At 60.5% G+C, this 25,098-nt stretch carries 25 protein-coding genes; 17 read left to right on the plus strand and 8 right to left on the minus strand.

The genetic code is table 11. The features are described 5' to 3' along the window. Nucleotides 1-25: 25 nt before the first annotated feature. Nucleotides 26-2,011, minus strand: coding sequence for a cation:proton antiporter (locus AAGF34_RS08620; protein WP_342620203.1), 1,986 nt, complete (start codon nt 2,009-2,011; stop codon nt 26-28). A gap of 54 nt (nt 2,012-2,065) precedes the next feature. Between AAGF34_RS08620 and AAGF34_RS08625 the strand changes: the two genes are divergently transcribed. From AAGF34_RS08625 to AAGF34_RS08640, 4 genes are read left to right on the plus strand one after another with little or no spacing between them, the layout of a single operon-like run. Continuing rightward, complete coding sequence (locus tag AAGF34_RS08625) at nt 2,066-3,067, plus strand: KpsF/GutQ family sugar-phosphate isomerase (RefSeq protein WP_342620204.1); 1,002 nt, start codon at nt 2,066-2,068, stop codon at nt 3,065-3,067. Continuing rightward, nucleotides 3,067-3,612 (plus strand): HAD family hydrolase, encoded by a 546-nt coding sequence (locus tag AAGF34_RS08630; RefSeq protein ID WP_342620205.1) that lies wholly within the window; start codon nt 3,067-3,069, stop codon nt 3,610-3,612. Before AAGF34_RS08625 ends, AAGF34_RS08630 begins: the two co-directional genes overlap by 1 nt. After that, on the plus strand, nt 3,612-4,238 hold the full coding sequence (lptC, locus tag AAGF34_RS08635; RefSeq protein ID WP_342620206.1) for an LPS export ABC transporter periplasmic protein LptC: 627 nt from the start codon (nt 3,612-3,614) through the stop codon (nt 4,236-4,238). The genes AAGF34_RS08630 and lptC overlap by 1 nt, the downstream gene beginning before the upstream one ends. Before the next feature lie 18 nt (nt 4,239-4,256). After that, nucleotides 4,257-5,033 (plus strand): SDR family oxidoreductase, encoded by a 777-nt coding sequence (locus AAGF34_RS08640; RefSeq protein ID WP_342620207.1) that lies wholly within the window; start codon nt 4,257-4,259, stop codon nt 5,031-5,033. Nucleotides 5,034-5,102: 69 nt separating this feature from the next. Here AAGF34_RS08640 and AAGF34_RS08645 read toward each other — a convergent pair whose 3' ends face one another. The 3 genes from AAGF34_RS08645 to AAGF34_RS08655 all read right to left on the minus strand — a co-directional run bounded on the left by AAGF34_RS08645 (nt 5,103) and on the right by AAGF34_RS08655 (nt 6,425). After that, the gene (locus tag AAGF34_RS08645; protein ID WP_342620208.1) at nt 5,103-5,504 is read right to left on the minus strand and encodes an RNA-binding protein; all 402 of its coding nucleotides are present in this window, start codon (nt 5,502-5,504) and stop codon (nt 5,103-5,105) included. Nucleotides 5,505-5,706: 202 nt separating this feature from the next. Continuing rightward, nucleotides 5,707-5,904 (minus strand): zf-HC2 domain-containing protein, encoded by a 198-nt coding sequence (locus tag AAGF34_RS08650; protein ID WP_342620209.1) that lies wholly within the window; start codon nt 5,902-5,904, stop codon nt 5,707-5,709. Beyond that, nucleotides 5,901-6,425 (minus strand): sigma-70 family RNA polymerase sigma factor, encoded by a 525-nt coding sequence (locus AAGF34_RS08655; RefSeq protein ID WP_342621063.1) that lies wholly within the window; start codon nt 6,423-6,425, stop codon nt 5,901-5,903. The genes AAGF34_RS08650 and AAGF34_RS08655 overlap by 4 nt, the downstream gene beginning before the upstream one ends. 231 nt (nt 6,426-6,656) lie before the next feature. On the opposite strand from AAGF34_RS08655, the gene AAGF34_RS08660 reads away from it, so the two are divergent. From AAGF34_RS08660 to AAGF34_RS08695, 8 genes are all read left to right on the plus strand, one after another. Continuing rightward, nucleotides 6,657-6,926, plus strand: a complete 270-nt coding sequence (locus AAGF34_RS08660) for a DUF2282 domain-containing protein (RefSeq protein ID WP_342620210.1) — start codon at nt 6,657-6,659, stop codon at nt 6,924-6,926. Nucleotides 6,927-6,964: 38 nt separating this feature from the next. Beyond that, entirely contained in the window at nt 6,965-7,867 is a 903-nt protein-coding gene (locus AAGF34_RS08665) for a DUF692 domain-containing protein (protein ID WP_342620211.1), read from the plus strand. Further along, the gene (locus AAGF34_RS08670) at nt 7,864-8,670 is read left to right on the plus strand and encodes a DNA-binding domain-containing protein (protein WP_342620212.1); all 807 of its coding nucleotides are present in this window, start codon (nt 7,864-7,866) and stop codon (nt 8,668-8,670) included. Before AAGF34_RS08665 ends, AAGF34_RS08670 begins: the two co-directional genes overlap by 4 nt. 25 nt (nt 8,671-8,695) lie before the next feature. Continuing rightward, nucleotides 8,696-9,148 (plus strand): DoxX family protein, encoded by a 453-nt coding sequence (locus AAGF34_RS08675; RefSeq protein WP_342620213.1) that lies wholly within the window; start codon nt 8,696-8,698, stop codon nt 9,146-9,148. A gap of 172 nt (nt 9,149-9,320) precedes the next feature. Then, nucleotides 9,321-10,505 (plus strand): homoserine O-acetyltransferase, encoded by a 1,185-nt coding sequence (locus tag AAGF34_RS08680; RefSeq protein WP_342620214.1) that lies wholly within the window; start codon nt 9,321-9,323, stop codon nt 10,503-10,505. Continuing rightward, nucleotides 10,502-11,083 carry a methionine biosynthesis protein MetW gene (gene metW, locus AAGF34_RS08685; protein WP_342620215.1) on the plus strand — a complete coding sequence of 194 codons (582 nt, stop codon included), beginning with the start codon at nt 10,502-10,504 and terminating at the stop codon, nt 11,081-11,083. The genes AAGF34_RS08680 and metW overlap by 4 nt, the downstream gene beginning before the upstream one ends. A gap of 60 nt (nt 11,084-11,143) precedes the next feature. Beyond that, nucleotides 11,144-12,604 (plus strand): M20/M25/M40 family metallo-hydrolase, encoded by a 1,461-nt coding sequence (locus tag AAGF34_RS08690; RefSeq protein WP_342620216.1) that lies wholly within the window; start codon nt 11,144-11,146, stop codon nt 12,602-12,604. A 23-nt stretch (nt 12,605-12,627) separates the two neighbouring features. After that, nucleotides 12,628-13,467: a lysophospholipase gene (locus tag AAGF34_RS08695; RefSeq protein WP_342621064.1), complete on the plus strand. Its 840-nt coding sequence runs from the start codon at nt 12,628-12,630 to the stop codon at nt 13,465-13,467. Here AAGF34_RS08695 and AAGF34_RS08700 read toward each other — a convergent pair. Further along, a complete protein-coding gene (locus AAGF34_RS08700; RefSeq protein ID WP_342620217.1) occupies nt 13,464-14,207 on the minus strand; it encodes a 16S rRNA (uracil(1498)-N(3))-methyltransferase in 744 nt (247 codons plus the stop codon). The two genes, AAGF34_RS08695 and AAGF34_RS08700, sit on opposite strands and share 4 nt — an antisense overlap. Before the next feature lie 31 nt (nt 14,208-14,238). Continuing rightward, nucleotides 14,239-15,321, minus strand: coding sequence for a phosphotransferase (locus tag AAGF34_RS08705; protein WP_342620218.1), 1,083 nt, complete (start codon nt 15,319-15,321; stop codon nt 14,239-14,241). A gap of 74 nt (nt 15,322-15,395) precedes the next feature. Between AAGF34_RS08705 and AAGF34_RS08710 the strand changes: the two genes are divergently transcribed. The 5 genes from AAGF34_RS08710 (at nt 15,396) to AAGF34_RS08730 (ending at nt 23,932) form a co-directional block, all read left to right on the plus strand. Then, entirely contained in the window at nt 15,396-17,783 is a 2,388-nt protein-coding gene (locus tag AAGF34_RS08710) for an LPS-assembly protein LptD (protein ID WP_342620219.1), read from the plus strand. 8 nt (nt 17,784-17,791) lie between these two features. After that, nucleotides 17,792-19,099 (plus strand): peptidylprolyl isomerase, encoded by a 1,308-nt coding sequence (locus tag AAGF34_RS08715; protein WP_342620220.1) that lies wholly within the window; start codon nt 17,792-17,794, stop codon nt 19,097-19,099. 3 nt (nt 19,100-19,102) lie between these two features. Next, the gene (rsmA, locus tag AAGF34_RS08720; protein ID WP_342620221.1) at nt 19,103-19,870 is read left to right on the plus strand and encodes a 16S rRNA (adenine(1518)-N(6)/adenine(1519)-N(6))-dimethyltransferase RsmA; all 768 of its coding nucleotides are present in this window, start codon (nt 19,103-19,105) and stop codon (nt 19,868-19,870) included. Between the two features lie 74 nt (nt 19,871-19,944). Next, nucleotides 19,945-20,799 carry a phosphate/phosphite/phosphonate ABC transporter substrate-binding protein gene (locus tag AAGF34_RS08725; protein WP_342620222.1) on the plus strand — a complete coding sequence of 285 codons (855 nt, stop codon included), beginning with the start codon at nt 19,945-19,947 and terminating at the stop codon, nt 20,797-20,799. Nucleotides 20,800-20,812: 13 nt separating this feature from the next. Next, nucleotides 20,813-23,932 carry a PAS domain S-box protein gene (locus AAGF34_RS08730; RefSeq protein ID WP_342620223.1) on the plus strand — a complete coding sequence of 1,040 codons (3,120 nt, stop codon included), beginning with the start codon at nt 20,813-20,815 and terminating at the stop codon, nt 23,930-23,932. A gap of 266 nt (nt 23,933-24,198) precedes the next feature. On the opposite strand, the gene AAGF34_RS08735 is transcribed toward AAGF34_RS08730, so the two are convergent. Both AAGF34_RS08735 and AAGF34_RS08740 read right to left on the minus strand, forming a co-directional pair. After that, a complete protein-coding gene (locus tag AAGF34_RS08735) occupies nt 24,199-24,600 on the minus strand; it encodes a barstar family protein (protein WP_342620224.1) in 402 nt (133 codons plus the stop codon). A gap of 35 nt (nt 24,601-24,635) precedes the next feature. Next, nucleotides 24,636-24,983, minus strand: coding sequence for a ribonuclease (locus AAGF34_RS08740; protein WP_342621065.1), 348 nt, complete (start codon nt 24,981-24,983; stop codon nt 24,636-24,638). Between the last annotated feature and the right edge of the window lie 115 nt (nt 24,984-25,098).

Below are 25,098 nucleotides of genomic sequence, written 5' to 3' on the forward strand. Positions count from 1 at the left end.
CATTGTGCCCTGTCTGGGGGCCCAGTCAGCCCTTGAGCAGGAGTTGCTCCGCCAGCGCCAGCGACTCGGCTTTGCCCGACAGCACCAGGGTGTCCCCGGCTTGCAATAGCACATCAGATGCGGTGCTGACCGCCCTGCCATCGCTGCGGCGCAGACTCAGAACGCGGACCTCCAATGTTTCCAGTGCGAAATGCTCCAGTGCGTTGCCAGCCACCGCAGTCAGTTGTGGCAGGGTGATGGAGACCAGCCGCTCGTGATGAAGCTCGTCCACCGAATCGTCGTCTGCGCCATGGAAAAACCCCCGCAGCAGGTTGTAGCGTGCGTCCCGTTGGTCCTGCACGATACGGATCACGCGCCGCATGGGTACGCCCACCAGCGCCAACGCATGGCTGGCCAGCATCAGTGAGCCCTCGATGGCTTCGGGGACCACTTCGGTTGCTCCAGCGGCCTGCAACTTCTCCAGGCTGTGGTCATCCTGGGTGCGAACGATCACTGGCACCTGCGGCGCATGGGCGTGTCGGTTGGCCAGCACCTTCAGTGCCGCTGCCTCGTCCAGGTAGGTGACGACCACGGCACTGGCCCGTGCCAGGCCGGCAGCCATCAGTGCCTGCAACCGGGCGGAGTCACCAAAGACCACGTTCTGCCCGGCCGCTGCGGCTTGGCGTACACGGTCCGGGTCCAGGTCGAGCGCCAGGTAGGGAATGCCTTGACTTTCAAGCATCCGCGCCAGGTTCTGCCCACAGCGTCCAAATCCGCAGATGATCACATGCTGCTTCACGCCAATGGATTTGCGGGCAATCGTGGTCATGTGCAGAGACTGCTGCAGCCATTCGGTGGACACCAAGCGCAAGACAATGCGGTTGCTGTACATCACCACAAAAGGTGTGACCACCATGGACAGCACCATGGCAGCCAGAATCGGGTTCAGCAGCATGGGTGGCACCAATGCGTTTTCCTCGGCCAGCGTAAGCAGCACAAAGCCGAATTCACCGGCCTGACCCAGATACAGGCCGGTGCGCAGGGCCACACCGCTGGTCGCGCCCAGGCCACGCGCCAGACCCGTAACCAGAGCGATCTTGAGCAAGGGGGGAATCAGCATCAGCAGCAATACCAGGCCCCAGCTCTGCAACACCAGTCGCCAGTCCAGCAGCATGCCAATGCTGATGAAAAACAGTCCCAGCAAGACGTCATGGAAGGGGCGGATGTCGGTTTCCACCTGGTGCTTGAACTCCGTTTCGGAAATTAGCATGCCCGCGATGAAGGCGCCCAGGGCCATGCTGAGCCCGGCCTGTTCGGTCAGCCAGGCCAGGCCCAGCGTGATGAACAGCAGGTTGAGCACGAACAACTCCTCGCTCTTGCGCCGTGCCACCAGCGTCAGCCAGTGACGCATCACATGTTGGCCGCCCACCAGTAGCACGGTCACCAGCAGCACCGCCTTGACCCCGGCCAGAGACAGTGCGCTGAGTAGGTTCTGGTCGGAGGCCCCTAGCGCGGGTACCAGCACCAACAGGGGAACAACGGCCAGATCCTGGAACAGCAATATCCCCATGATGCGCTTGCCGTGCTCGGCCTCCAGTTCCAGCCGTTCCACCATCAGCTTGACCACAATAGCGGTGCTGCTCATGGCCAAGGCGCCCGACAACGTCAGTGCCGCCTTCCAGTTCATGGCCCACAGGTTGGGCAGCAGTCGGGCCAACAGCAGCATGACTGCAGTGCCCACCAGCATGGTGACCGTGACCTGCAGAAAACCTAGTCCGAACACATGCTGGCGCATGGCGCGCAACTTGGGCAGATTGAATTCCAGACCGATCACAAACATCAGGAACACCACGCCGAACTCGCCCAGATGCTGCACCGCCTCTACATTGCGTGACAGGGCCATGGCATTGGGGCCAATCAGCACGCCCACGCACAGATAGCCCAGCATGGGTGGCAGTTTGAGCAGTCTGCAGGTGACTACCCCCAGCACCGCCGCCAGCAAATACAGGAGGGTAATCTCAAGACCATTCATGCCTGCATCCTAGCAAGTGCGGCCTGAAGCCACCTGGCTCTATAAAATGCCTGCATGACAGCCATCCCACACCGGACCCCCGATTCAGTAGCCCAACGTGCCATTGCCATGGCCCAGGATGCCCTGGTCATAGAAGCCGCCGCCATCGCCGGGCTGCAAGGCCGCATCGGCGCGCCTTTTGCCAGGACGGTGGAAGCTGTGCTGGCCATCCAGGGGCGTGTGGTGGTCATGGGCATGGGAAAGAGCGGCCATGTGGGGCGCAAGATCGCAGCCACGCTGGCTTCCACCGGAACGCCCGCCATGTTCGTGCATCCGGGCGAGGCCAGCCACGGTGACCTGGGCATGATCACCGAACAGGACCTGGTGCTTGCCATCTCCAACAGCGGCGAATCGCAGGAGATGGAAGTCTTGCTGCCGGTGCTCAAACGCCTGGGTACGCCATTGGTCGCAATGACCGGCAACCCCCAGTCCACCATGGCGCGCTACGCCGATATCTGGCTCGACAGCGCGGTGGAAAAAGAGGCCTGCCCTTTGAACCTGGCACCGACTGCCAGCACGATTGCGCAGATGGCGCTGGGCGATGCCTTGGCGGTCGCCCTGCTCGATGCACGTGGATTCCGTGCCGAAGACTTTGCCCGCTCACACCCCGGCGGCGCGCTGGGGCGCAAACTGCTGACCCACGTAAGCGACGTCATGCGTAGTGGCAATGCCGTGCCGCGCGTTGCACCCGATGCGGGATTTAGCGCATTGATGCGGGAAATGAGTGCCAAGGGACTGGGTGCGGCGGCCATCGTGGATGCGGATGACCATGTGCTGGGCATCTTTACCGACGGCGACTTGCGTCGCTTGGTGGAGCAGGGCAAGGATTTGCGCAACACGGTCGCTGCGGACGTCATGCATACCAACCCCAAGACCATTGGTGTAGACGCGCTGGCAGTGGATGCGGCTGACATGATGGAAAGCCACCGCATCACCGGTGTGCTGGTGCTTGATGCGGAAGGACGCCTGTGCGGTGCCATCAGCAGCAATGATCTGATGCGCGCCAAGGTCATCTGATGCCACCCGCCATCTCTTTCGATCCTGCGCTCCTGCTTCAGGCGCAGGGCATCAAAATCGCTTTCTTTGACGTGGACGGTGTGCTGACCGACGGCGGCCTGTTGTATTCCGAGAGTGGCGAAACGCTGAAGCGTTTCAACACGCTTGACGGACATGGGCTGAAGATGCTGAAGAAGGCGGGCATCATTCCCGCCGTGATCACGGGGCGCGATTCCAAGGCCCTACGCAAGCGCCTTGAAGCATTGGGTATCACCCACACCCATTTCGGTACGGAAGACAAACGCCCTGCCGCCGAGCAAACCTTGCGGGAGTTGGGGTTGCAATGGAGTCAGGCCGCCGCCATGGGCGATGACTGGCCGGACCTGCCCATGATGCAGAGCGCGGCGTTTTCCTGTGCACCAGCCAATGCCCATGTTGAAGCGCTTGGGCTTGCAAATTACCGCACCCGAGCGGTGGGAGGTTCTGGTGCAGTCCGTGAATTTTGCGACCTGCTGATGGTGGCTAGTGGACGCTACGCTGACCTGCTGGCGGAGTACACCCACTGATGTGGAACGCGCGCACTTTCATTCGCGAGGCCGGAGACCGTTTCTTTCTGTACCTGCCGCTCTTGTGCATGGCGGTTCTGGCGCTGGGCACGTACTGGATGGTGCGCACCACGCCCGCAGTCGAGACGCCCGGCGCGCCCAGAGTGCAGCGGCACGATCCCGACTATTTCATGCAGGGGTTTTCGGTCAAAACCTTCGATGCAGCGGGCCGTATCCGCAGCGAGGTCATGGGCGACAAGGTACGCCACTATCCCGATACCCAATGGCTGGAAATTGATGGCATCCGCATCCGCTCCTTTGATACCAAGGGCCATCTGACGACGGCATCCGCAGACCGGGGGCTGACCAACCAGGACGGCTCGGAGGTGCAACTGATGGGGAACGCGGTGGTGGTGCGTGAGGCCAACCGGGAAGCGGGGAAGGACGAAACGCCGCGCATGCAGTATCGCAGTGAGTTTTTACACGCTTTCATGGATACGGAGCGTTTGAAGTCCCACCTGCCGGTGGAAATTCTGCGTGGCAAGGACCGGTTTACGGCAGACAGCATGGACTACGACAATGTCGAGCAGATCGTGCAGCTCAACGGACGGGTGCGCGGTACGCTAGTGCCCACTCCCCAGCACTGAACCAGCGGGACAAAGGCCATGGCTTCATTGGTTTTCATTACCGGCGCATCCAGTGGCATCGGCCAGTCCCTGGCCTGGCGCTTTTACCAAGCGGGCTACAACTTGGCTCTGGTAGCGCGCCGCACGGAAGTGGTACGGGAATGGATGCAGGTCAAGGGCATTTCTGCTGAACGCTGCCACGTCTATGGTGCCGACGTTGCGGACGTGAACAGCATCGTGCATGCGGGGCAGCAGTGCATGCTCAGCCAGGGGTTGCCGGATGTCGTCATTGCAAACGCGGGCATCAGCATCGGCATGGACACGGCGATCCGGTCAGATTTGGACGTCATGGCGCAGACTTTTGCCACCAACAACGTGGGCCTGGCGGCGACTTTCCATCCTTTTATTGACGGCATGTGCAAGCAGGGTTCCGGCACCCTGGTCGGTATCGGCAGCGTGGCAGGTATTCGCGGGTTGCCTGGGCATGGCGCCTACTGCGCAAGCAAGGCGGCTGTCATTTCCTATTGCGAGAGCCTGCGCGGCGAGTTACGCGCAAGCGGAGTGCGTGTGGTCACTGTCTGTCCGGGATACATCGATACGCCGCTCACCCGCAAGAACCGCTATTCCATGCCGTTCCTGATGTCGACGGATGACTTTGCTGATCGTGCCGCTCACACGATTCTGGCAGGCGACAGCTACCGGGTCATTCCCTGGCAAATGGGATGGGTAGCCAAACTCTTGCGGCTATTGCCCAATGCATTGCTGGACAAAGCCCTGGCGGGCAGGCCGCGCAAGCATCGTGCTGATGAGGCTTGAGGGCCCATTTCACCGAGCTCTCAAAGTAAAAAAGGACCCGAAGGTCCTTTTTTACATAGGGGGAGCTGCTTAGTAGCTGCTGCCACGGCCACCGCCGTAACCACCGCCGCCGCCAGAACGGCCGCCACCGCCGTAACCACCGCCGCCGGAGCGACCGCCACCACCGTAGCCGCCGCCACCGCCAGCACCGCCGCCGAAGCCGCCGGAACGGGGAGGACGGGGTTCCATGGGACGTGCTTCGTTGACAACCAAGCCGCGGCCACCGAATTGTTGGCCGTTAACGCCGTTGATGGCAGCTTGTGCCTCCGCATCGCTGCCCATTTCCACGAAGCCGAAGCCCTTGGAGCGGCCAGTGTCACGTTCCATCATGACCTTGGCGCTAGTAACGGTACCGTGGGGAGCAAAGGTTTGCTGCAGGTCTTCGTCACGGAAAGAATATGGCAGGTTGCCAACGTAAAGTTTGTTGCCCATGTAAGGACTCCTCAAAATAACTCAAAACGCGATGGAGTCCAAAACCGCAATCAACAAACCAATAAAGACTTAGAGCAGACGCGAAACTGACTAAACACCGCAAACTTCCCCACCAGCTTTCTGGCAAGGCAATTTCATTATGCGCCAATTCCCGCGACATTCCTAATTTTTTTATGGAATGTCCTCCAAGGCCGGTTTGGGGTCAGTCCTGTGTCGTGTAATTGCGCCACTGTTTCATGCCGTTGCGCATGGCGAGCATTTGTCGCTCAAATCGCGGGCACGCCTCGCAGATCAGCAAATGCAGGCGCAAAGCCAGCCGGTCTGCCAGACCCAGCGCGCGGTCCTCCCGGGCCACCATCAGGGCGGTGGCTTCTTTGCAGGTTCTTTTGAATGGCGTCACGAATTCACCTTGTTGCCGTACCAGTTTAATTCCAGGCACTCACGCAATCGCAATCTGGCACGGTGCAATTGAACGTACAGATTGGTCGGAGTCAGGGCCAATTCCTTACAGATTTCCTCGCTGCTGAGCTCCAGCCACTCGCGCATCAGGAACAGGCGCCCCTGCACGGCAGGTAGTCGGTTGGCACAGGCTTCCAGAATTTCAAAGAACTGGCGGCTGCTACTTTGCTGCTCGGGGTTGCCCCATTCGGCGGGCGCTTCCACGTAGTGCCCGTCCGGCTTGAAACCCAGCAGTTCCAGTGGATCTTCCTGGCCATCCGTGGAATCGTCCATCTGACACACTTCACGCCCGTGCAGACGCAGTGCATCGATGATCTTGTGCTTGAGTATGCCCACCAGCCAGGTCTTGAGTTGTGAGCGATTTCCGAAAGATTGCGGCTTGGACAGGGCTGCTACCAGAACTTCCGACACGGCGTCCTCCGCCCAGGTTTCGTTGCGCAATTGCAGGCGCGCGAACTTCATCAGGTAATCGCGCAGTTCGGCAACCTGGGACTCAAAGCTTGGCGCAGCTTTTGGAAGGGGAGATTCGGAGCTTTGCAAAGGAGTCCTCGTTATACGTCAAATTAATTTGGCCATCTTGTAAGAAAAAGCGTGGAGCCCAGACCAAGATATAACCAGCGCGAAGCATCCGATAAACGCAGCTGGTTGATTTTCACAACCCCGTGGTTTTACCACTCTCTAAAGGACTTTGATATGAAACACGCTTCCATGATTGCAGCCACCGCCGCCACTTTGATGACGCTGGCACTCGCTTCTGCGCCAGCCGCTGCGGCAGAAAAAGAAAAATGTTTTGGCATTGCCAAGGCCGGTCAGAACGACTGCGCTAGCACCACCGGCGTGCATTCCTGTGCCGGACAGTCCAAGGTGGACATGGACAAGGCGGAATGGAAGTACGTGGCCAAGGGCACCTGCAAGGACATGAAGGGTATGACGGCCGACGAAGCCATGAAGCCCAAGACCTGAAATACAGGCGCCCGAACACCTTTAGCCAAGCCCACGCCGTGAATCTGCCTTCTCCACACCGTCCCTTGCAGACTGGCCTGGGCTGGCGTCAGCCGCATTACGCCCAACTGCTGCAACAGCAGCCTGCGCTGGATTTTCTGGAGGTGCATTCCGAAAACTTCTTCGCGCCCGGCGGGGCCACCTTGGCGGTGCTGGAGCGCGGACGCAGTTCCTACCCGGTCAGCCTGCATGGGGTGGGGTTGTCGTTGGGCTCGGCGCTGGGGCTGGATGACTGGCACCTCGACCGGTTGGCCGAGCTGGTCAACCGGATCGACCCGGTGCGCGTGAGTGACCATGCCAGTTTTGCGCGCGCAACCTATGCGGGAAGTGCGGTGCATGCGGCCGACCTGCTGCCATTGCCTTTCACCCAGGAGGCGCTGGACGTGCTCTGCAGGAATGTGCAGCGCGTGCAGGACCGCCTGAAGCGGCGCTTCATGGTGGAGAACCTGTCGGCCTATCTGCAATGGACGCCTGCATCGGACCCCTCTCTGGAGGAGACCGACTTTCTGAACGCATTGGCGAGTCGTACCGGGTGCGCCCTGCTGGTGGATATCAACAACATCTACGTCAATGCGCAGAACGCCCAGTTGGCGGGTCTGTGTGCTGATCCTTTGACAAGCTGTGCACGCTGGCTGGAGCGCATTGCGCCCCAGGCCGTCGCAGAGCTGCATCTGGCCGGGCATTGCCATGTACAGGACGAACATGGCGAGATATTCATCGATGACCACGGCAGCCGCGTGTGCCAGCCCGTCTGGGACTTGTACCGCCATGCCGTGGGTTGTTTTGGCGCGGTTCCCACTTTGCTGGAGTGGGATACCGACATTCCTGCGCTGGAAGTCCTGCTGACTGAGGTAGAGCGCTCCCGCGACGAGGCGTGGCAGGTTCTGGGGAGCGGCGCATGAGCAGTCTGGCGTCGCAGCAGCAAGCCTTGCTGGAAGCGCTGTTTGCCTGGCCGGTGCAAGCGGCTGCACAGAGACTGGCCGAGCAGGCAATAGGCGTAGGCGCCAGTCCGCAGCGTGGCCTGCAGGTCTACCAGGCCAACGGCCATGTACTGGCAGAGCGTGCATTGCAGGACGCCTACCCGGTATTGGTGCAGATGCTGGGCACGGAGAGCTTTGCCCACCTGGCGCGTGCCCTGTGGCATGCCCATCCGCCCACGCAGGGCGATATTGCGCAGTGGGGTGAACGCCTAGCCGAGTTTGTGCAGCAAAGCGCACAACTGCAGGAGGAACCTTATCTGGCCGACGTGGCCCGGACCGAATGGGCCATGCACCTCTGCAGCAGGGCCGTGGACCAGGAGGCAGCGCTTTCCACGCTGGTACTGCTCACCACGGAAGACCCACAGACGCTGGGGCTGATTCTGGCGCCGGGGCTGGCAACTGTTTGCAGCCCCTGGCCTGTTGCCAGCATCCTGCTGGCGCACTTGCAGGGCACGCCGAGTTTGGCCGAAGTGGGTGCGCAGCTGCGCAGTCGCACGCCACAGGACGTGGTGGTCTGGCGCCAGGACTTTCAGGTGCGGCTGCGCCAGACGCTGCCCGGCGAATGCGCGTTGCTGACCGCGTTGATGGCAGGTGCGTCGCTTGAGGGTGCACTGGATCAGGCGCCTCTGCTCGACTTTCCCCAATGGTTGCCCATGGCTGTGCAGACGGGTCTGGTGTTGGGCGGACAACGGTTGACGGATGAAATGGCGAGCAACCGTCCTTGACAACTTTTTACGGACTTTGATTTCCATGAACTATTTGCTGCAAATCCCCAGGCTATGGCGCTGGATGGAGTTCCCGCTCAATGCCCTGCAGTCCCCGTTGGCCTTGTTGGGCCGGTTGTACGTGGCCCAGGCATTCTTTCTCTCCGGCCTGACCAAGCTGCGCGATTGGGATACCACGCTGGCACTCTTTCAGGATGAATACCACGTGCCGTTGCTGCCGCCCGAGTTGGCAGCCTATATGGGTACCTGTGGAGAAATCGCCTTGCCCGTGTTGCTGGTGGCAGGACTGGCCGGGCGCTTTGCGCCTCTGGGGTTGAGTGTGATCAACGTCATGGCCGTTTTGTCGCTAACGGAAATTGCCCCTGCGGCCCTGCAGCAGCACATCAGCTGGGGCATTGTGCTGGCGTCGTTGGCCGTATTCGGAACCGGGCGCTGGACCCTGGACCGGTTGCTGGAGCGCATGGGCGGCAAAGCCTGATATTCCCGCCATCCCCTGCAAAGGCTGGTGCCGTCAGCAAGCCTTGGTAGAATTTCGTCCAGCGCCAATTTGCCCTGCTTGCGGGCGCTTTACAAATTCAGCTAAAGACGGACCGACCCAAACTCCCGGCCTCGTTGATTGCGATGCCGGGTTTTGTTTTTTTGGGGTTTGAATGGGAACTAGCTTGGATACGCCTCTGATCGCCCACGCACAAAGCATGCACTTCGCGCAGCCTTTGACGCTGCAGAGCGGTGCTGCCATTCGCGACTATTCGCTATCGTATGAAACCTACGGCACACTGAACGCACACAAGTCCAACGCGGTGCTGGTCTGCCACGCGCTCAATGCCTCGCACCACATTGCCGGCGTATACGAAGGCCAACCCAATTCCGAGGGCTGGTGGGACAACATGATCGGCCCTGGCAAAGCGCTGGACACCAACCGCTTCTTTGTTATCGGCGTCAACAACCTGGGCTCCTGCTTTGGCTCTACCGGCCCCATGCACACCAACCCGGACACGGGCAAGCCCTATGGCTCGGCCTTTCCCGTGGTGACGGTGGAAGACTGGGTCGACGCACAAGCACGCCTGCTGGACGCCCTGGGTATAGACAAGCTGGCCGCCGTCATGGGTGGTTCACTGGGGGGTATGCAGGCCCTGAGCTGGACCCTGCGCTACCCCGATCGGGTCGGACATGCATTGGTGATCGCCAGTGCGCCCAACTTGACGGCCGAGAACATTGCCTTCAATGAAGTGGCGCGCCGCGCCATCGTGACGGACCCGGACTTCCATGGCGGGGATTTCTACGAACATGGCGTCATCCCGAAGCGCGGCTTGCGCATCGCCCGCATGATTGGCCACATCACCTATCTGAGCGACGACGTGATGAATGAGAAGTTCGGAAGGCAATTGCGTGCCGCTGCTCAGGCTGCCAAGGACGGTCGTCCCGAAGAGGCAGCCAGCTACTTGTTCAGCACCCAGGAAGCCGAGTTCCAGATCGAAAGCTACCTGCGCTACCAGGGTGACAAGTTCGCCGAATACTTTGACGCCAATACCTATTTGCTGATCACCCGTGCCCTGGATTACTTTGATCCGGCACGCCACCACGGCAACGACCTGAGCCAGGCACTGGCCGCGGCCACCTGCAAGTTCCTGATCGTGAGTTTCTCCACCGACTGGCGCTTTGCGCCCCAGCGCAGCCGCGAGATCGTCAAGGCACTGCTGCACAACCAGCGCCAAGTGAGCTATGCCGAGATCGATGCCCCGCATGGCCACGACGCCTTTCTGCTGAACGACCCGCGCTACAAGAATGTGGTGCGCAGCTACTTTGACGGTATTGCCCGGGAGGTTTCTGTATGAGCGACGCCGTCATTCAACACGCGATTGCCGAGCTGGTGCCCAAGGGCTCGCGCGTGCTCGACCTGGGTTGCGGCGATGGCGCCATGCTGGACTACCTGCAGCGCGAAAGAGGCTGCAGCGGTTACGGTGTCGAAATAGACGACGCCAATGTACTGGCCTGTGTCGCCCGCGGCGTCAATGTCATCCAGCTCAATCTGGACGAAGGCTTGGCCATTTTTGAAGACGCCTCGTTTGACGTGGTGCTGCAGATCGACACCTTGCAGCATCTGCGCAATGCCGAGGTGATGTTGCGCGAGACCGCACGCGTGGGACGTGTGGGCATTGTGGCCTTCCCCAACTTCGCGCACTGGCCCAACCGACTGAGCATCCTGCGTGGCCGCATGCCGGTCACCAAGCGCCTGCCTTATCAGTGGTACGACACGCCCAACATCCGTGTGGGCACCCATGCCGACCTGGCCGACCTGGCTGCGCGCAACGGCCTGCGCGTGCTCGACAGCTTTGGCTTGCAGGAAGGACACACCGTGCGATTTGCGCCAAACTGGTTTGCCGGGACATCGGTGTACAAGTTGGCGCGCTGAGCGGCGGGCGTGGCATGATTCTGTTGCCGCCACTCGCGGTGACTTGATCCAGGAGACCCCATGAACGCCCGCATTCCTCCACAGGCTCTCAACGCCTCGCAAGCCCTTGGTGAAATTACCAGTGCCTGGGACCATCGCATTGTTCCGGAGCTGACCGACTACATCGCCATTCCCGCCAAGTCGCCGATGTTCGAGGCGGACTGGGAGGCCAAGGGTTTGCTGGAGACGGTGGTGCGCAATACCGCTACCTGGATCGAAGCCCAGAAGGTTCCCGGCCTGACGCTGGAAGTCGTGCGCCTGCCGGGTCAGACGCCGGTGCTGTTTTTCGAGGTGGCTGCCACGCGCAGCCTGGCCGAGCACACGGTGCTGATGTATGGCCATCTGGACAAGCAACCCGAGTTCACCGGCTGGCGTTCGGACCTGGGTCCCTGGACGCCCAAATACGAAGACGGCAAGCTCTACGGGCGTGGCGGTGCCGACGATGGATATGCCGCCTACGCAGCCATTGCCGCCATTCAGGCGCTCAAGAGCCAGCAGGTGGAGCATCCGCGCATCGTTGGCCTGATTGAAACCTGCGAGGAGAGTGGTTCACCCAACCTGTTGCAGTACATCGAGGTGCTGGGCAATCGCCTGGGCGATGTGGGACTGGTGATCTGCCTGGACTCCGGCGCGGGCAACTACGACCAGCTCTGGTTGACCAACAGCCTGCGCGGTGTGGCCGCCGGTGTGCTCAAGGTGCAAATCCTCACCGAGGGTGTGCATTCGGGCGATGCCAGCGGCCTGGTGCCCTCGAGCTTTCGCATCATGCGCCAGGTGCTGGACCGCCTGGAAGACAGCGCCACCGGCCGCCTGCTGCCAGCGGCGTTCCACTGCGAAGTGCCGGCAGAACGCCTGGCCCAGGCAAAAGCCACCGCCGCCATCCTGGGCGATGCGATGTTCCAGAACTTCCCCTGGGCGCATTACGACTGCGATGGTGCCAAGACTTTTGCGCTGCCCACCACCACCGATCCGCTGCAAGGCCTGCTCAACCGTACCTGGGCGCCCACGCTCAGCGTGGTCGGCGTGGATGGATTCCCCGACATGAAGGACGCCGGCAATGTGCTGCGCCCGTACACCGCCTTCAAGCTTTCGCTGCGTCTGCCACCCTTGGTGGAGGCGCACACTGCGGTTCAACAGCTCAAGGCCTTGCTGGAAGACAATGCGCCTTACAAGGCGCACGTTACCTTTGAACCGTTGGGCATGGCCACAGGCTGGAATGCGCCCGATACGGCGCCCTGGTTCGAGCGCGCGCTCAACGATGCCTCGCAAACCTACTTTGGCGCACCGTGTGGCTACATCGGCCAGGGCGGCACCATTCCGCTGATGAACATGCTGTCCAAGGGCTTTCCCAAGGCGCAGATGATGGTGTGCGGCGTGCTGGGACCCAAGAGCAATGCGCACGGACCCAACGAGTTCCTGCATGTGCCCTATGCCAAGAAGCTGACTGCCGCAGTGGCTCAGGTCATCGCCCTGACACCTTGAGCGTGACTCCGCTGCCCGAGACCATGGTTGAACCCGTTCTCTCGCCCCACATCACCCGCGATGGCCGCACCCTGGCCATTTACGACTGGATGTTGCAACCCGGTCTGGCCGTGCGTGGCGTGGTGGTGCTGGTGCACGGGTTGGGAGAACACATGGGTCGCTATGAAGCGCTGGCGGACCGGCTCACCACCTGGGGCTTTGCCGTGCGCGGCTACGACCAGCACGGGCATGGTGAGTCGCATGGCGCACGTGGCTCGCTGCCCAACGACAGCTGTTTGCTCGACGACCTGGCAGAGGTGCTGGATGAAACCCGCACACGCATGGCAGCGGATGTGCCGCTGATATTGCTGGGGCACAGCATGGGCGGCTTGGTGGCGGCACGCCTAGTATCTTTGAAGTTGCGCCCGGTGCAGGCACTGGTGCTGTCCTCCCCGGCGCTGGATGCGGGCTTGAGCGCATTCCAGAAAGTTCTTGTGTCGCTGATTCCCCGCGTGCTGCCCGACTTGCGCGTGGGCAATGGCCTGAATCCCGCTGACATTTCGCACGATCCCCAGGTGGTGCAGGCGTACATGGCAGACCGCTTGGTACATGACCGCATCAGCGCGCGGCTGGGGTCGTGGATTGCAGAAACTGGTCCGGCCACGGTCGCCCTGGCACCCGGCTGGACGGTGCCCACTTTGCTGCTGTATGCCGGGCAGGATCGGTTGGTGAACGCCGAGGGCAGTCGCCGCTTTGCGCAAGCCGCGCCCCAGGGCGTGGTGCAAAGTCAGTGCTTCGAGGCGCTGTACCACGAGATCTTCAATGAGCTGCACGCCGAGCCGGTATTTGCCGCCCTGCAGCAGTGGCTGGATCAGCGCTTTTAGGCCAGTAGCGCCAGTGCGGTGAGTGCCGCCGTTTCCGCCCGCAAAACCCGTGCTCCCAGGCTGACCGGCGCAAAACCGGCAGCAATGGCCGCACTCTCTTCCACTGCGCTGAGCCCGCCCTCCGGACCCGACAGAAAGCAGGCACCGGTCGCAGTCGGAGCCAGACTGCGCAAAGGCACGCTGCCTTCACGCAGCGACAGCAGCAGGCGCTGGGGTGCTTCCTGGGATTGGTGTTCAAGGGTGGTAAGCCACTGGTGCAAGGTTTTGATGCCATGCACCACAGGCACACGGTTGCCACCGCATTGCTCGCAGGCAGCAATCGCCACACCCTGCCAGTGCTCCACCTTCTTGGCAGCGCGCTCGGCAGCAAGACGCAGTACGCTGCGCTCCGTCATCAGGGGCTGGATGCTGGCCACACCCAGTTCGGCCGCCTTCTCGACCAGCCAGTCCATGCGTTCATTGGCAGGCATGCCCACGGCCAGATGCACGGCACGCTGTGCCTCGCGCTCCAACGCATGGTGGACGCCGACCTGCACTTGCACCTGGCTGCGGCCCATGAGGGTGACGGTGGCATCGAATTCACCACCCGGGCTGGTGCCGGCCCAACCAGGCCCGTGGTTGAACAAGGTGATGGCGTCACCCGGTTGCAGCCGCAATACCTGCACGTGACGCGCCGCGCCAGCCGGCAGATCCAGCAGGGCGCCGGTCTGCAGCGGGGCGGGGCAATAGAAGCGCGGCATGGTCCGATGGGGTTGCGGGTGCTGCGCTCGCTCAGAACTTGCCGAAGACAAAGGCGGTGGGCACCTCGATGCCTTCAACAGACTCCACCAGACGCAGCAGCGGCTTGAGCGCCATGTAGCGGCTGCAGGTGGAGCGGATGTAGTGGATGAAGCGTGGCGTATCAGCCAGGTACTGCGGCTTGCCGTCGCGCAGGGTCAGGCGCGCAAAAATGCCGGCGACCTTGAGGTGGCGTTGCAGGCCCATCCATTCCACGCCCTGGTAGAAAGCGCCGAAGTCATCCCCCACGGGCAGCCCGGCCTTGCGCGCCTTTTGCCAATAGCGCACGGTGACGTCCAGGCAGAACTCTTCTTCCCAGGTCAGGAAAGCGTCGCGCATCAGGCTGGCAATGTCGTAGGTGATGGGGCCGTACACCGCGTCCTGAAAATCCAGCACGCCCATGCCCTGGGGCGACATCATCAGATTGCGCGGCATGAAGTCCCGGTGCACGTACACGCTGGGCCAGCTCAGGTTGTTCTGGATGATGCGCTCAAACGCTTCGTCCAGCGTTGCGCGCTGCTTGCTGTCGAGCTCCACCTTGCGGTGCCGGACGATATACCACTGCGGGAATAGCTCCAGTTCGCGGCGCAGCAGCGGCTTGTCATAGGGGGGTAACACTTCCGGTTGCGAAGCCAGTTGCCACTGCAGCAGCTGGTCCACGGCCTGCAGGTACCAGTCCAGCGGCGGTGGGGCCTGCAGGTCCATGCTTTGCAGCATGGTCTTGGAGCCCAGGTCGGTCAGCAGCAGGAAGCCGTGCGGCTCGTCCCAGGCCAGCACCTCGGGCACGCGCAAACCGGCGGCCTGCATCAATTGGCCGACCTTTACAAAAGGTTTGCAGTCCTCCTTGTCGGGTGGTGCGTCCATGATGACCAGACTGCCGCGACCGCTTTCGATGCGCAGGTAGCGACGGAAGCTGGCGTCGGCCGAGGCCAGGCGCAAGCTGGATGGTTCCAGGGCCAGTTCGGTGGGCAGGCTGCCAAGCCATTGCTGGAACTGCGCTTGCCGTTGCGGGTCGGGCCAGTGCGGCAGCTTGTCCTTGTCTGGGGCGGGGGATGGTACGGCGGGTGGGTTGCTCATGGATAATCCATTCTACAAAGCCCGCCTACACTCCGCCCCTCTTCTACGCCTTCATCATCGCGCCTGCTGTCTCCATGTTGCCTTTTCCCCGAGCGTTTCGTTGCACGCCGCAGCGCCTGTGCCTTGCTGTTGTGCAATGCCTGACGGCGTGGGGCAGTGTGCAGGCCAGCCTGGCACAGACCCAAACGTCTTCGGACCAGGGATTGCAGCTCAAACCCACACCCGCCTTGAGCGAGGAACTGACTTCCGCGCAGCGCCGTGAATCACCGGTATTTCTGCGTGGGGATACGGTCTCAGGGCGCACCGATCTGGAAACCGTCATACAGGGCAACGCCGAGTTGCGCAAGGCCGATACCGTAATACGTGCCGACCGGCTGGAGTACAACCAGCCCAGCGACCAGGCGCGCGCCAGCGGGAATGTGCGGATCTACCGCAATGGCAACCTGTACGAAGGCCCGCTCATGGAGATCCAGGTCGAGAGCTTTGAGGGATTCTTCCAGCAACCGTCCTACCACTTTGGCAAGAACGATGCCCATGGCGAAGCCTCACGTGCCGACTTTCTGGACGAGTCCCACACCGTGGTGCACGACGCCACCTACACCACTTGCAGGCGCCTGCCTGGCCCGAGCTGGATGCCGGATTGGGTTTTGCGCGCCACCACCATCACACTGGACAATGACGAAGAAGAGGGACTGGCCGAAGGTGCCTATCTGAGCTTCAAGGGTGTCCCCATTTTGCCGGTGCCCGCCATTGGCTTTCCCCTGACCGAGAAGCGTCGCTCGGGCTTCTTGCCGTTGACGGTGGGTTTTGACAACGTCAGCGGCACCACCGTGGCCGTGCCGTACTACTGGAACATTGCGCCCAATCGCGATGCCACCATCACCCCGACGCTGATGGCCTCCCGTGGTGTGGATGTGGCAGCCAACTTCCGTTACCTGGAGCCTACCTACAACGGACGGCTGTTCGTGGACAGCATGCCCGGCGACAAGATGCGCGATCTGGATCGCTGGGGTCTGGTGTTCGTCCACAACGACACGATCAACACCGGCATTCCCAATGTGGCGCCCGTGACACTGGCGATGAATATCAACCGGGTCAGTGACAACAACTACTGGCGCGATTTCAGCAGTCCGGAAACGACACTGACACAGCGTCTTCTGTCGGGAGACATTCTGGCCAGCTGGTCGTCCGGCCCAGTCAGCGGGACGGTGCACATGCTGCAATGGCAGACCTTGCAGGACCCGGATGCGCCCATCGTCCCGCCCTATGACCGCATGCCACAGATCACGGCGCACTATGGCAAGAACAATGTCAGTGGTTTTGACTACTCGCTGGATGGTGACTTCACCCAGTTCCAGGCAGACAGCCACTTGACAGGGCAGCCCAACGCCCAGCGTACCTTCGCCCTGATGCAGGTGAGTCGTCCCTGGCTGGCCCCTGAAGGCTACATAACGCCCAAACTGCAATTGCATGCAACCAGCTACCAGTTTGATTCCATGCTGAGTGATGGCAGCCAGTCCGCCAACAGCGTGGTGCCCACTTTCAGTCTGGACAGCGGCCTGGTATTTGAGCGGGAGAGCACGCTCCTGGGACGCAACTATGTGCAGACCCTGGAGCCACGGGCGTTCTATGTGTACACGCCCTACGTCAATCAAAGCATGCTGCCCAACTATGACACCGGGGCAGCAGATTTCAACTTTGCCAGCATCTACACGGAAAACGCTTATGTCGGCAACGACAAGATTTCCGATAACAACCTGCTGACTCTGGGTGTCACCACACGTTTCCTGGACCCCGACAGCGGTGCGCAATACGCCCGCTTTGCCATTGCGCAACGCTTGCGCATGGAAGAGCAACGGGTGACGATCAATAGCAGCACCGATACGGCCAAGGCGGGGCTGAGTGACTTGCTCTTGGGCGCGGAAGTCAATCTCAATGAGCGCTGGGCCCTGGACACCACCACCCAGTACAACCCGCTGACGGACCAGTCGGTGCGCTCCACCATAGGTGCGCGGTACAACCCCAGCCCTTATCGGGTCATCAATGCGGCCTACCGCTTCCAGCGCGACGTAAGCGAACAGATCGACGTGAGCTGGCAATGGCCCATCAATGACCTGTGGGGTGATCGGGGGCAGGATCTGGGCGCCGGGCGTGGACAAGGTGAAGGTCGCTATTACGCGGTGGGCCGCATGAACTACAGCATGGACCAGAGCAAGCTCACCGACACCATTCTGGGCGTCGAGTACGATGCGGGTTGCTGGTTGGGCCGCGTGGTGTTTTCCCGTTTGCAGACCAGCACCTCTTCTGCGGTGGAGCGTTGGGTGTTCCAATTGGAGTTTGTAGGATTTACACGCGTAGGTACGGCGGATCCGACATCGACCTTGAAGCAAAATATTTCCCGCTATCAGAATTTGCGCAATTCCGGCTCCGCCGACACCAGTCGCTTCAGCAACTACGAATAAGAATGCTTATGAATTTCCGCCTCAGAACCCTGGCCTTGCTTGCTTCGGCAGTATTGCTGAGCCAGTCCGGATTGGCCCAGCCAGCGCAGTCGGCCGACTTCGTGGTTGCGGTGGTCAATTCCGAACCCATTACCAACAGTGAAGTGCGTGCCGCCATGCTGCGCGTGGCGGAGCAGTTCAAGGCCCAGGGCCAGCCTGTCCCCCCATCGGAAGAGCTGAGAAAAGGCGTGCTGGAGCGGCTTATCAGTGATCGCGCACAACTGCATATGGCGGCGGAATTCGGCATCCGTGTTGACGAAACCACTGTGGATGCAGCAGAGCAAAACCTGGCGCAGCAGAACTCTCTGAGCGTGGAGGCATTTCGCCAGCGCATGGCCAAGGCGGGAGTGTCCGCAACGACATTGCGCGACCAGTTGCGCGACCAGATCACGCTCACTCGCCTGCGTGAGCGGGAGGTGGACTCCCGTGTCCGTATTTCCGATCAGGATGTGGACCGGGCCATTGCAGAGCAGCAGGCCGCCAATAACGACCCGATGGCGCAGGAAATCAACCTGGCGCAATTACTGGTGGCTGTGCCGGAGCGGGCGGACGCAACTTTGGTATCGCAATTGCAGGCGCAGGCGCAGGCGTTGCTGGTGCGCATCCGCTTGGGGGAGGACTTTGCGACGCTGGTCAAGCAGTATTCCGATGCGGACCGTAGCAACGGTGGCCAGTTCGGGCTGCGGCGTGGTGATCGCTATCCGGCTTCATTTGTGCAGGCCACGCAAAACGTTGCCGTAGGCGCGGTGTCTGACTTGGTTCGCTCGGGCGCGGGCTTTCACATTCTCAAGGTGGTGGAGCGGCGTGCACCCACCAACCTGGTCAAGACCATTACGCAAACCCGGGCTCGTCACATCCTGCTGCGCACCTCGCCGCAGCTGTCCGTCGCAGCAGCTACCCAGCGCTTGAATGAATTGCGCCAGCGCATACTCGATGGCAAGACCGACTTTGCCACGGCCGCGCGCGAAAACTCCCAGGATGGTTCTGCGTCGCAGGGCGGGGATCTGGGTTGGGCCAGTCCGGGCATGTTTGTGCCGGAATTCGAGGCAACCATGAACGCCCTGGCCGAAGGGGAAATCAGCAAACCCTTTGTGTCGCGCTTTGGTGTGCATCTGATTCAGGTCAACGACAGGCGCCGCGTCGACCTGAGTCCGCGTGACGTGCGCGAGCTGGTGCGCAACCAGCTGCGTGAAGCCAAGCTCGAGGAAGCGTATGCAGCCTGGGCTAAGGACGTGCGCGAGCGCGCCTACGTGGAGCTGCGCGAGCCGCCGCAATAAACCATGAAGCATATTGCGCGCAAGCGCTTCGGCCAGCACTTCCTGTCGGACGCGGGGATCATTGACGCCATCGTGCGCGCCATTGCGCCCCAGGCCGGGCAGCGCATGGTGGAAATCGGCCCGGGCCTTGCAGCCTTGACCCAACCGCTGGTGGAACGCCTGGGGCATCTGACGGTGATTGAGCTGGATCGCGATCTGGCGCAGCGCCTGCGCGCCCATGGTCAACTGACGGTGATCGAGTCCGACGTACTCAAGGTCGATTTCAGCCGCATCGAGGCCGTGCCTTCGCAGGCTGCAGGCAAGTGGCGCGTGGTGGGCAATCTGCCCTACAACATCTCCACTCCCATCCTGTTTCATCTGCTGGGCTACGTGGACTTCATAGAAGACCAGCACTTCATGCTGCAAAAGGAAGTGATTGACCGCATGGTGGCGCAACCCAGCACGTCGGCCTACGGGCGTCTGAGTGTGATGCTGCAGTGGCGCTACGCCATGGAAGACGTGTTGTTTGTGCCACCTGAGAGCTTTGATCCGCCGCCGCGGGTCGACAGTGCGGTGGTGCGCATGGTGCCCTGGGAGCAGCCGGCTGAGCTGGACGTGCAGTTGCTGAGCGAACTGGTGCAAGTGGCTTTCAGCCAGCGTCGCAAGCTGCTGCGCCACACGCTGGGCCGCTGGCTGGAGGAAAAAGGCTTCTCGGGCGATTTCGATGTGCAACGCCGTGCCGAAGAGGTACCGGTTGCGCAATACACGGCGCTGGCCCAGCAAATTCGCTAAATTCTGCATTGGCTGTTTTATGATGGTGCGCGCAGTTCGCCGCACCAGACCATATGCAAGATAAGGGGATACCCATGAAGAAGAGGCTCAACGCGCTGCTGGCGGCGGCGCTCGCGATTTTTCTGGGTTTGATGAGTGGGGGAGCGCATGCAGAGCCGCCCAGCTACAACTTTTCGCCCGTCAACCAATACGACATCAACCTCACCGCGGCGTATTGGAATCCCATCATTGCGTACGTTTCAGAAAAGAGCGGTGTCAAACTCAATCTGAAAATCGGGCGTACCTCGGCTGACACCACAAGCTTTGTTCTGGCCAAGGAGGTGGAGTTTGTCTTCAGCAACCATTTGTTCAGTCCGGAGCGCGAGCAGTTGGGCTGGAAGGTATTTGGCCGCCGCAACACACCTACCGTGCAAGGGCAGATAGTAGTGCCAGCAGACTCTCCCATTACCGACATTGCGCAGCTCAAGGGGCAGGAAGTCGCCTTTGCAGGGCCCGAGGCCTTCATCATCTACAAAGTACCCTACGCGTACCTGCTCTCCAAGAATGTTGACGTGAAAGTGGTTTTTGCAGGCAATCAGAATGCCGCCTTCGCCCAGTTGTTTGCTGGCAAGGTGGTTGCCAGTGGCGGCAATTCACAACTGGTGGACGGCTATTCCCGGCGCGAAGGAAAGAAGTTCCGTGTTCTTTGGAGTTCCGAGCCCTTTCAGGATCTGGCGCTGATGGCATCCAGCAAAGTACCCGAGGCGGATGTGCGCAAGGTGGCTGCAGCGTTCATTGACATGTACAAGGACCCCAAAGGGCGCGACATCCTGCATCAGGCGTCCAAGGAGGTTGGACTGCCCAACGACGCATATTTTGTGGCCGCCAGCGCGGCCGACTACGCAGCCTACAAGCGCTTCTACCAGAGCGCACCCGTATCCCTGCACTGAATAGGCCGCATCCATGACGGTATTGCAGCGTTTTCTCCCGCAGTCCTTGGTGGGACGGGTTTTTTCGCTGTACGTGGTGTCCCTGCTGCTCTTCGTGATTGCGGGGCTGGCAATCTTTTACCGCTATCAATTCGTGCAGCAGATGGAAGACCAGTTGCTGGCAGGCGAGATGATGGTGAATGTGGCAGCGCAAACCATTGGCGACAGTGCCATCATCGGCGATTACGACACCATTGCCAAGACCTTGGAGCGCGCCATTTCGCAATCGAACTTCGACAAGGCGCAGTTCATTGATACCAAGGGCGGTGTACTCACTGCCAATCACCACGCCCGCATCTGGGCCACGCCACCGACATGGCTGGTGAATCTGGTCTCGGGGCGTCTGTTTGACATCAACGAGAACATCCGTGTGGGTGGCAAGGACTACGGTGTTCTGCGCCTGAGTTTTGACGAAACGCAGATCGCCTCCGAGCTGTGGCGCGTGACCATTTACACCGCGCTGGTGTCACTTGTCGCCCTGTTGGTGGGGGTGGTGCTGATACGCATTCCTCTGAAGCGCTGGCTGGGCAACTTTGACCGTGTGCGCTCGCATGAAAGTGAGATCCTGGCTGGAAGCATCGACATCCGGGCCTTGCTGGATTCCGATGCCCCGGTGGAAATCCGCCACACCATTGACATCATCAACCGCGCTGCGGGTCGGCTCTCTGCGCAACGCGAAGAGGCGGAAGTGACGCTCAACGCGATTACCGATGGCGTCTTGCGTACCGATGCGGACTACAAGCTGGTGTATTCCAATCCAGCTGCGGACCAGATGCTGGGCCTTGGCGGGCAAAATCTGGCGGGAAGGGATGTGCAGAAGATGCTTCCCACTGCCTTCAGCGAAGATGCCGAACCCATGCACTGGAAGGTACGGCGACTCGAGGTCACAGGCCCTGCGGGTCAGCGCGTCATTCTGGACACCACCATGTCCACCATCTTCTCCAGCAGCAATGTCATTGCGGGCCATGTATTGACCTTTCGCGATGTCACGCGCCAGCACGCGCTGGACCTGCGCCTGCGCAACGAGCTGCAAATGCGCCAGCGGGCACTGGATTCGTTGCGGCAGATATTGAGTACGCTGGAAGTGGAGCCCGACAGCGGCACCGTTCCACTGGACGTGGATGACCTAGACACGCTGATCAATCGGGTTGTCACACTGATGCGTGAGCGTGAACTCGGTCGGCGTGCGCTGACCAACCAGAAGTTTGCGCTGGACCAGCATGCCATCGTCAGCATCACCGATCTGCAGGGCAATATCACGTATGCCAATGGCAAGTTCTCGGAAATCAGCGGCTATTCAGAAGCCGAACTCGTGGGCCAGAACCACCGCATCGTCAACTCCGGTCATCACTCTGCGGACTTTTTTGCCCATATGTGGATCACCATCAGTCATGGCCAGGTGTGGCATGGCGAGATATGCAACCGCAGCAAGTCAGGTGCGCGGTACTGGGTTGATGCAACGGTTGTGCCCCTCATGGGCGCGGATGGATTGCCGGAGCAATACATTGCCATTCGCACGGACATTACCGTGCGCAAGACCATGGAAGCCCGGTTGGCCGAGCAGTTGCGATTTGTGGAAGTATTGCTGGAGGCAACGCCCACGGCCATCTACCTCAAGGATCGCCAAGGACATTACCTGCGCTTCAACAAGGCGTTTGAAACGTTGTTTGGCATTGACCGCACCGAGTGGATTGGGCGCTCGGTATTCGAACTCGTACCTGGAGAAGTCGCAGAGCTGATGCGCGCCAAGGACCAGGAGTTGTTTGAGTCCGGTGCGGTACAAACTTATGAGGCAACCTTTCGCAACCGTAGGACCGGGGAGTTGCGCGAGGGGCTTTACTGGAAGGCGCCGCTGACGGATGTGGATGGCAAAGTGACAGGCCTGGTCGGAACGATTCTGGATATCACCGAGAAGAATCGGATTGAGCAGGAGCTGCGCGACGCCAAGCGCAGCGCCGAGGCTGCCAGCCAAGCCAAGAGCGACTTCCTGGCCAATATGAGCCATGAAATCCGCACCCCCATGAATGGCGTCATCGGCATGACCGATCTGGCGCTGGACCTGGTGCAAAGCCCTGCACAGCGGGAGTACCTGCAGATCGTCAAAAGCTCGGCGCAGTCCTTAATGGTCATCCTCAATGACGTGCTGGATTTTTCCAAGATCGAGGCGGGCAAACTCAATATCGAGGCGGTGCGGTTTTCCCTGCGGCAAACCATAGAAGAGACACTGAAGACTCTGCGCAGCCGGGCGATGCAGAAAGGCCTGGAGCTGCAGAGCACACTGCAACCTGATCTGCCCGATGAGGTCGTGGGAGACCCGGTGCGCCTTGGCCAGGTACTGACCAATCTGTGTGACAACGCCATCAAATTCACCAGCAAGGGTGGCGTTTACGTCCATGTGGGTTGTGTTGGGGAAGCGCTTGGCTTCAAGCTGCAATTCTCGGTTCGGGATACGGGCATTGGCATTGCTGTAGACAAACAAAAGGACGTGTTTGAAGCGTTCAGCCAGGCCGACACCTCCACCACGCGGCGTTTTGGTGGAACGGGGTTGGGGCTGACCATTTGCGCACGTCTCGTGGAATTGATGGGGGGGCGGATCTGGCTCGAAAGCTCAGAAGGCCAGGGCAGCACCTTCCACTTCACATTGCAGGTGCAAAGTGCGTCCCCTGTGCCCAGTGCCACCACCCAGATCGCCATGGCGGCGCCACAGCCGTCCAAGTCCTTGCAAGTGCTTCTGGTGGAGGACCACCCGATCAACCAGATGCTGGCCACGACACTGCTCAAGAAATGGGGCCATACGGTGGTCCTGGCCCACAATGGTCAAGAAGCGGTGGACCTGTTCGGTAGCCGGGGTTGGGACATTGTGCTGATGGACATGCAAATGCCCGTCATGGGTGGCCTGGAAGCCACCCGCCTGATTCGGGCGGAGGAGCCAGCAGGTACAAGGACACCCATAGTGGCCATGACTGCCAATGCCATGGAATCTGATCGGCAGGCCTGTCTGGACGCTGGCATGGACGACCATTTGGCCAAGCCCTTCAATGCGGCTGCACTGCTGGCCAAACTGGAGCGATGGGCTCCAGTGAATACGGATTAATGCGCTGAAGGGCCAAAAACAAAGGCCCGCTGCTACACGGGCCTTGGTCTATTTCAACGCAAAAAAGGATCAGGCAGCTGCCAGCCAATATCCTGCGTTGAATGGGCTGCTCATGCGTAGAGCCAGTGGGGAAACGTCCAACAGCTTGTCTGTGGGCATCTTCTCGCCGGTTTCCGTGAGCGCCTCTGCAGTAACTACCACTTCTGTAGCAGCTCCGCTGTTTGCCTCGTTAGCCCGTTCTGCTTGGCTATTTTGTGCAGAACGGGCTACAGAAAAGAATAGAAGCATCGGAAGGGTATCTTCCGGTCTCCCCAGTAGTCCGCCGTGTCGCGGAAGATGTCGAGCAGTTGCTCGCGTGCCTCCTTGTCAAATTTGGCGTTGGCAGGAATATGCTCCAGCACGGCGATGAAGCCGGGCTGCGGGCCCGATTTATGCACCGGATCGGTCATGCTGTCATACAGGGCATCAAAATTCTTGCTGACCTGCGTTGAGAGAATGAACTGCTGGCTGATCATGTCCAGCACATCCTGCTTGGACTGTGCATTGGCCAGGTTGGCGTACAGAAAGTGGTGACCCAGAGCCTGGGCAGCTTCCTGCAAATCCTGCACCCTGAAGGCGCGTATCGACTGAACGATATTGGTTCTTACGGTTCGAAGTGGCGTATCCATCCCCGATTCACTTTCTCAAAGTACAAAATAAAAATTCAAGGCTCGATCCTGCGGAAGTTCGCGTAGTGATCGGCCGAGTAATAACAGGCATTCGGCTGGGTGGCAGGGCCACCGCATACAATTCTTCTGACTCCCCGGTCCCGAGACCCTGGGGTTTTGACGGTGTACTCCCGGTAATAACCGCGCTTGCTGATAGGCAGCAGACGCTCCCGGTTTCCAAACACGACGCCGTCCTTGTCAAACGGAAAAGGGCCACCCTGGCGTATCAAGCGGTATGTCTCCTGGCCTTGCGGTGGCAGCTCGCCCAGCGCAATCGCTCCAACTTCCGGTACCGCTGTGGTGGTTCTCGCTGCTACATTTTCACTGCCTAGTGAACTAATCAACAATAGGCCAGTAAGTACTAACTTAAACCAGTTGGTGCCCACCTGAAATTCCTGTAACAAGGTTCGGGTAAACCCGATATCTCAAGGCCCGTAGTGTCGTCCATCCGGCCCAAAA

Origin of the sequence: Rhodoferax sp. GW822-FHT02A01, assembly GCF_038784515.1 — a bacterium.
GTDB lineage: Bacteria > Pseudomonadota > Gammaproteobacteria > Burkholderiales > Burkholderiaceae_C > Allorhodoferax.

What these genes read in the sequence shown, in the direction of transcription:
- lptC (WP_342620206.1), top strand. Translation starts at nt 3,612, where the DNA reads ATGTGGAACGCGCGCACTTTCATTCGCGAGGCCGGAGACCGTTTCTTT.
- AAGF34_RS08630 (WP_342620205.1), top strand. Translation starts at nt 3,067, where the DNA reads ATGCCACCCGCCATCTCTTTCGATCCTGCGCTCCTGCTTCAGGCGCAG.
- rsmA (WP_342620221.1), top strand. Translation starts at nt 19,103, where the DNA reads ATGAAGCATATTGCGCGCAAGCGCTTCGGCCAGCACTTCCTGTCGGAC.
- AAGF34_RS08730 (WP_342620223.1), top strand. Translation starts at nt 20,813, where the DNA reads ATGACGGTATTGCAGCGTTTTCTCCCGCAGTCCTTGGTGGGACGGGTT.
- AAGF34_RS08670 (WP_342620212.1), top strand. Translation starts at nt 7,864, where the DNA reads ATGAGCAGTCTGGCGTCGCAGCAGCAAGCCTTGCTGGAAGCGCTGTTT.
- AAGF34_RS08695 (WP_342621064.1), top strand. Translation starts at nt 12,628, where the DNA reads ATGGTTGAACCCGTTCTCTCGCCCCACATCACCCGCGATGGCCGCACC.
- AAGF34_RS08620 (WP_342620203.1), bottom strand. Translation starts at nt 2,011, where the DNA reads ATGAATGGTCTTGAGATTACCCTCCTGTATTTGCTGGCGGCGGTGCTG.
- AAGF34_RS08625 (WP_342620204.1), top strand. Translation starts at nt 2,066, where the DNA reads ATGACAGCCATCCCACACCGGACCCCCGATTCAGTAGCCCAACGTGCC.
- metW (WP_342620215.1), top strand. Translation starts at nt 10,502, where the DNA reads ATGAGCGACGCCGTCATTCAACACGCGATTGCCGAGCTGGTGCCCAAG.
- AAGF34_RS08705 (WP_342620218.1), bottom strand. Translation starts at nt 15,321, where the DNA reads ATGAGCAACCCACCCGCCGTACCATCCCCCGCCCCAGACAAGGACAAG.
- AAGF34_RS08645 (WP_342620208.1), bottom strand. Translation starts at nt 5,504, where the DNA reads ATGGGCAACAAACTTTACGTTGGCAACCTGCCATATTCTTTCCGTGAC.
- AAGF34_RS08715 (WP_342620220.1), top strand. Translation starts at nt 17,792, where the DNA reads ATGAATTTCCGCCTCAGAACCCTGGCCTTGCTTGCTTCGGCAGTATTG.
- AAGF34_RS08660 (WP_342620210.1), top strand. Translation starts at nt 6,657, where the DNA reads ATGAAACACGCTTCCATGATTGCAGCCACCGCCGCCACTTTGATGACG.
- AAGF34_RS08680 (WP_342620214.1), top strand. Translation starts at nt 9,321, where the DNA reads ATGGGAACTAGCTTGGATACGCCTCTGATCGCCCACGCACAAAGCATG.
- AAGF34_RS08725 (WP_342620222.1), top strand. Translation starts at nt 19,945, where the DNA reads ATGAAGAAGAGGCTCAACGCGCTGCTGGCGGCGGCGCTCGCGATTTTT.
- AAGF34_RS08735 (WP_342620224.1), bottom strand. Translation starts at nt 24,600, where the DNA reads ATGGATACGCCACTTCGAACCGTAAGAACCAATATCGTTCAGTCGATA.
- AAGF34_RS08675 (WP_342620213.1), top strand. Translation starts at nt 8,696, where the DNA reads ATGAACTATTTGCTGCAAATCCCCAGGCTATGGCGCTGGATGGAGTTC.
- AAGF34_RS08700 (WP_342620217.1), bottom strand. Translation starts at nt 14,207, where the DNA reads ATGCCGCGCTTCTATTGCCCCGCCCCGCTGCAGACCGGCGCCCTGCTG.
- AAGF34_RS08710 (WP_342620219.1), top strand. Translation starts at nt 15,396, where the DNA reads ATGTTGCCTTTTCCCCGAGCGTTTCGTTGCACGCCGCAGCGCCTGTGC.
- AAGF34_RS08690 (WP_342620216.1), top strand. Translation starts at nt 11,144, where the DNA reads ATGAACGCCCGCATTCCTCCACAGGCTCTCAACGCCTCGCAAGCCCTT.
- AAGF34_RS08655 (WP_342621063.1), bottom strand. Translation starts at nt 6,425, where the DNA reads ATGAAGTTCGCGCGCCTGCAATTGCGCAACGAAACCTGGGCGGAGGAC.
- AAGF34_RS08640 (WP_342620207.1), top strand. Translation starts at nt 4,257, where the DNA reads ATGGCTTCATTGGTTTTCATTACCGGCGCATCCAGTGGCATCGGCCAG.